Consider the following 5,406-nt stretch of genomic DNA (forward strand, 5'->3'; position numbering starts at 1 on the left):
GGGGTGGTCGGTGCGTCGGCGGGCATGGGCTCCGGGTTCCTCACGGTGCGGGGGTCGGCTCGGTGGCGGCGGGTCCGGGCGCGGCCGGGTGCGGCCGCGTGCCGCGGTCCGCGCCCTCGCCCTCGATGTCCATACGGGGCCAGGGCGGTCCAGCGGTCCGGGCAGCCACCAGTTGCGTGTGCCCAGCAGCACCATGCCGGTCGGAACCAGCAGCCCGCGGACGACCGTGGCGTCGAGTGCGACGGCCGCGGCCAGGCCGATGCCGAACATCTTCACCACGGGATCCGCGGACAGCAGGTAGCTCAGGAACACGCACACCATGATCGCTGCTGCCGAGGTGATCACGCGCCCGGTCCCCGCCAGGCCCTCGACGACGGCGCGCCGGTTGTCCCCGTGCCGCAGGTACGCCTCGCGGACGGAGCTGAGCAGGAACACCTCGTAGTCCATGGACAGTCCGAACAGGACGGCGAACAGCAGCAGGGGCACGTACCCCGGGACCGGCACCGGCCCCTCCAGGCCGATCAGCGCGGCCCCCAGGCCCCACTGGAACACGGCGGTGAGCACACCGTACGCGGCGGCCACCGACAGCAGGTTCACCACGGCCGCCTTGACCGCGACGACGGGCGAGCGGAACGCCAGAAGGAGCAGCAGCGCGGCCACGGCGACGACGGCCCCGATGACCGCCGGCATCCGCTGCGCCAGGCGGTCGTTCAGATCGGCCTGGGCGGCCGCGGACCCGCCGACGTGGACGGCCGTCCCGCCGCCCGCCGCGGCCGCGGGCAGGGCCGACTCCCGCAGCCGGTCGACGAGCGCGGCGGTCCGCGGATCGCCGGGGCCGGTGTCGGGGACGACCTGCCAGCGGGCGGTACGGGCGTCCGCGGCGAGCTGCGGCGCGCCGGGGGAGGCCACCCCCGGGGTGGCCTCCAGTGCGGAGGTGATCGAGGTGAGGCGGCCGTCGCCGGGGCCGGCGGCGGCGGTGGGCAGGGACGCCGTCACCTGGAGGGGCCCGTTCACGCCGGGGCCGAAGGCGGCCGCCAGCCGGTCGTGGGCGGTGCGGCTGTCCGTCCCCGCGGCCTTGTCGCCGGCGTCGAGCGCGCCGAACGCCAAACCGGCCGCGGGGACGGACAGTACGGCGACCACGGCCAGGCCGGCGAGCAGGTGGCCCCACGGCCGGCCCGCGACGTACTCGGCGATCCGGTGCGGGCGGGCGCCGTGCGCCGGGCCGGCCCCCTCGGCGGCGGCCGCGGCCCCGGGCGCGGCCGGAGCGAGCCGCCGGCCGAGGAGCGCCAGCAGCGCCGGCAGCAGGGTGAGGGCGGCCGCCACGGCGACGAGTACGGCGATCCCCGGCGCCAGCGCCAGCGCGTACAGCAGGGGCAGCCCGCCGAGCGCCAGCCCGGCCAGGGCGGCGGCCACCGCGCAGCCCGCGAAGGCGGCGGCCTTGCCGGCGGTGGCGGTCGTCCGCGCCGCGGCCTCCACGGATCCCGCGCCCCCGGCGAGGAAGGAGCGGAAGCGCACCAGGCAGAACAGCGTGTAGTCGATGCCCACCCCGAGCCCGATCATCGCGGCGAGCGTGGCGCCGGAGGCCGGCATGTCCACGACGTGTCCGAGAAGGCCGACAGCGGACAGCGAGACCCCCAGGCCCACCAGCCCGACCGCGATCGGCAGCCCGGCCGCCAAGGCCGAGCGCAGCCCGAGGAAGAGGACGGCGGCGGCCGCGGCGAGGCCGATCAGCTCACTGTGCCCGGTGGACCCCTTGTCGGCGGCCGCGGCGAGCTCGCCGCCCGGCGTCACCTCGACGCCCGCCCGCCGGGCCGGTTCGGCAGCCGCCTCCACGGCCGCGGCGGTCTCCGGGGTGATGTCGCGGGCGGCGACGTCCAGGCCGAGCGCCAGGTAGGCGGTGCGGCCGTCCGCGCTCATCGCCGCGCCGCCGGCGGGGGCGTAGGGCGTGGTGACCGCCGTGACGTGCTCGACGCGGGCGATCCGCGCGGCTGCCGCCTCCACCGCGGCCCTCATGGAGTCCGAGGTCAGCGGGGCACTGCCCGCCGGCACGTGCAGCACCACGGGCTGGCTTCCCGACGGCGGCCCGGGGAAGGCGGCCGCCGCGTCCCGGGCCGCCTGGCTGTCGCTGCCCGGGATGGACACGGCCTCGCTGGTGGCCCGGCCGTACACCAGGACCGCGGCGGCCAGGGCGAGCAGCACCGCCAGCCAGGCGGCGAGGACCCGGCCGGGTCTGCGGGCGCAGCTGCGCCCCAGGGCGTGGAACATCGTCGGCTCTCACCTCTCTTCACCAACAACTTGCACTCCGAGTGCATTTTTACGCTTGCACTTGGAGTGCAACAATGTCAATGCGAGGAGATCGGGAGGGCGAGTGGAGAATCGACCGGAGTCGGCGGCCGACGGGCGGACCGAGCGGGGCCGGCAGACGCGCGAGCGCATCGCCGACGCGCTGCTCGCCCTGCTCGACGAGGGGAGCACCGAGTTCCCGGCGGACAAGGTGGCGGCCCGCGCCGGAGTGTCGCGGCGCTCGGTGTTCCACCATTTCGCCGACATGTCGCAGCTGGTCGACACCGCCATCACCCGGCGGCTGGAACAACTCGCCGAGCAGATCAGGCCGCTGCCCACCGCCGGCCCGCGCGCGGAGCGGGTGGCCGCGCTCGCCGAGCAGCGCGCCCGGATCCTGGAGTGGATCACTCCGGCCCGTCTGGCGGTGATGCGGATGGACCATCCCTCGCCGCGCATCCGGCAGGTGATCGACGAGGCGTTCGCCGACGGCCGCCGCCGCATGGAGGCCGTCCTGGCGACGGAGCTCGACCCGCTGCCGGAGGGCCGCCGCCGTGATCTCGCCGACGGGCTGGACGCCGTCACCACGTGGGGCGCCTGGCACCACTGGCGTTCGACGGGCCTCAGCGCCGAGCAGGCCCGGCACGCGATGGAGGCCACCGTGCTGAACCTGCTCGCCTCCGCCGACCCCCGGCCGGCGCCCGGCTGAGCCGCGCCGACGCGGGCTTCAGGCCGCCGCCGGCTCCGCCGGGGCGCCCCTCCCGGGCGGCGCGAGGCGCCCGGTGCGGTCCATGGCCAGCAGTGCGCCCGCACACAGCAGGCCGAGGGCGAGGAGCGCGAGCCAGGGCAGCGGCGCCGCGCCCGCGGCCCGGGCCGCGTCGAGAGCCGCCCCCGTGACCAGGTTCCCCACGGTGATGCCGATTCCGCAGACGGTGTTGTACAGCCCGTAGTGCGTGGCCACGAGCCGGTCCCCGGACAGCCCCACGAGGGTGTCCATCTCGAACGGGTACGCCACCATCGTCCCGACCGCGAGCAGCAGGGCGGCCAGTACGGGCACGCCCGCCGCGTGCAGCCACCGCCACGCGCCCCCGTCCGGCAGCGGCAGCGCCGGTGCCAGCAGCAGCGGGACGAAGGCCGCGGCCATGGCCAGCACCCCCCACACGAGGGCCCGCCCGGACGTCGTACGGGCCCGGCACCAGGCGGTGACGCGGGTCTGCAGCAGGATCGTCAGCAGCCCCGGCGCCGCGAACAGCGCAGCCGTCGCCGCCGTCCCGAGCGGCCCCTGGCCGCCCAGCCGCCGCACCTCCAGCGGCAGCGCCAGGTACACCTGGTAGGACAGGACGTACGAGCCGGCCATGGCGGTCGAGAACAGCACGAACGGGCGGTTCCCGAGGATCCCCCGCCACTGGGCGAGGACCGGCGGGCGCGGCCCCTGCCCGCGGCCGGCGGCGGCGTCGGGCCGCCGGGCGGGCAGGCGCCGGATCTGGACGGCGCCGAGGACCGCGAAGATCCCGGCCGCGGTCAGGCAGGTGAGGCGGAAGTCCGCGCCCGTGAGCAGCATGCCGACCGGCGGGCCGAGCAGGATGCCCGCCTGGTAGAAGACGTTGAACAGGGCGAACGCCTCCACCCGCCGCTCTCCCGCCTCGACGGCGAGGTAGGCGCGCGACGCCGGGTTGAACAGGGCGCCCGCGAGGCCGACGGCGGCCGACGCCGCGAGCAGCGCGGGCAGCGAGCCGACCAGGCCGAGCGCCGCGAACCCGGCGGTCCGCAGCAGCAGCCCGGACACGATCAGCGGCTTGTGGCCCAGCCGGTCGGCGAGGGTCCCGCCGACCAGGAACATGCCCTGCTGGCTGAAGTTCCGCACGCCGAGGACGAGGCCGACCGTCCAGGCGGCCATCCCGAGCGTCCCGGACAGGTGGACGGCCAGGTACGGCATCAGCATGTAGAAGCCGAGGTTGATGGCGAACTGGTTCACCATCAGCAGCCGGACGCCCGTCCCGTACGAGCGGAGCGGCGCGAGGGGCCCCCTCACCGGGAAGCCTCCCGCACCCCGTCCCCGCGCCCGGCCAGGGGGTCGACGACGGCGGCGCAGCGGGTCCAGCGGACGACCTCCTTCTCGTCGGCCCGGCCGACGACCTCCGGCTCGGCGGCCGGGGGCGCGTCGAGGAGCCCCCGGGCGGTGCACCAGTCGTCGTCGTACACGCTCCCCAGGTAGCGCTGCGGCCCGTCCGGGAAGACCGCGGCGATGCGGGTGCCCTCCGGCCGGGTGCGGGCCAGCCAGCCGGCGACCAGCGCCACGGCGCCCACGCTCCAGCCGCCCGTCGCGTAGTGCGAGGACGCCAGCCGCCGGCAGGCCCACACGGCCTCGGCCGGCGCCACCCAGTGGACCTCGCAGAAGCTGCCGTAGGCGACGTTGCGGGGGTGGATGCTCGATCCGAGGCCGCGCATCAGGCGGGGCCGGGCCGGCTGCCCGAAGATCGTGGAGCCGACGGTGTCGACGCCGACCAGCTCCAGCCGCGGGTAGAGCTGCCTCAGGACCCGTGAGAGGCCCGCGGAATGCCCGCCGGTGCCGACACTGCACACCAGGACGTCGATGTGGCCGAGCCCGGAGGCGAGTTCCAGGGCGAGCGGGGTGTAGGCGGTGGTGTTGTCGGGGTTGTTGTACTGGTCGGGACACCAGGCTCCCGGGTCCCCGGACAGCAGCCGCCGCACCCGTGCCCGGCGGGCCTCCTGCCACCCGCCGGCCGGGTGCGGCTCGGAGACGACCTCGACCCGCGCCCCGTACGCGGTCAGCAGCCGCTTCATGGAAGGCTCCAGGCCGGGGTCCGTCACGAGGGTGACCGGGTGCCCGTACACCATCCCGGCCAGGGCGAGGCCCAGGCCCAGGGTGCCGCTGGTGGACTCGATGACGCGGGCTCCGGGCCGCAGCTCCCCGCGGGCGCGGGCCCGTTCGACCATGTGCAGGCCGGGGCGGTCCTTGATGCCGCCGGGGTTGAACCCCTCCAGCTTGGCCCAGAACCCGCGGCCGCGGGGCGTGAACGGCTCGGACACGCGCAGCAGGGGGGTGTTGCCGACGAGCCCGGACAGGGCGGCGCCGGGGGAGGGCGGCGCCGCCCTGTCCGGGCT

4 protein-coding genes are annotated in these 5,406 nt (G+C 76.6%); 1 reads left to right on the forward strand and 3 read right to left on the reverse strand.

Going from position 1 to position 5,406, the window contains the following annotated elements:
- Positions 1–2,265, reverse strand: a 2,265-nt coding sequence (locus EF903_RS27940; protein ID WP_260616022.1) for an MMPL family transporter, incomplete at its 3' end; no start/stop codon positions are given.
- A gap of 103 nt (positions 2,266–2,368) precedes the next feature.
- On the opposite strand from EF903_RS27940, the gene EF903_RS27945 reads away from it, so the two are divergent.
- On the forward strand, positions 2,369–2,989 hold the full coding sequence (locus tag EF903_RS27945; RefSeq protein WP_260616023.1) for a TetR/AcrR family transcriptional regulator: 621 nt from the start codon (positions 2,369–2,371) through the stop codon (positions 2,987–2,989).
- A gap of 18 nt (positions 2,990–3,007) precedes the next feature.
- On the opposite strand, the gene EF903_RS27950 is transcribed toward EF903_RS27945, so the two are convergent.
- A complete protein-coding gene (locus tag EF903_RS27950; protein ID WP_399421854.1) occupies positions 3,008–4,312 on the reverse strand; it encodes an MFS transporter in 1,305 nt (434 codons plus the stop codon).
- The gene (locus tag EF903_RS27955) at positions 4,309–5,367 is read right to left on the reverse strand and encodes a PLP-dependent cysteine synthase family protein (RefSeq protein ID WP_125547769.1); all 1,059 of its coding nucleotides are present in this window, start codon (positions 5,365–5,367) and stop codon (positions 4,309–4,311) included. Before EF903_RS27955 ends, EF903_RS27950 begins: the two co-directional genes overlap by 4 nt.
- Between the last annotated feature and the right edge of the window lie 39 nt (positions 5,368–5,406).

Origin of the sequence: Streptomyces sp. WAC05292 (assembly GCF_003949955.1) — a bacterium.
Classification (GTDB): Bacteria; Actinomycetota; Actinomycetes; order Streptomycetales; family Streptomycetaceae; genus Streptomyces; species Streptomyces globosus.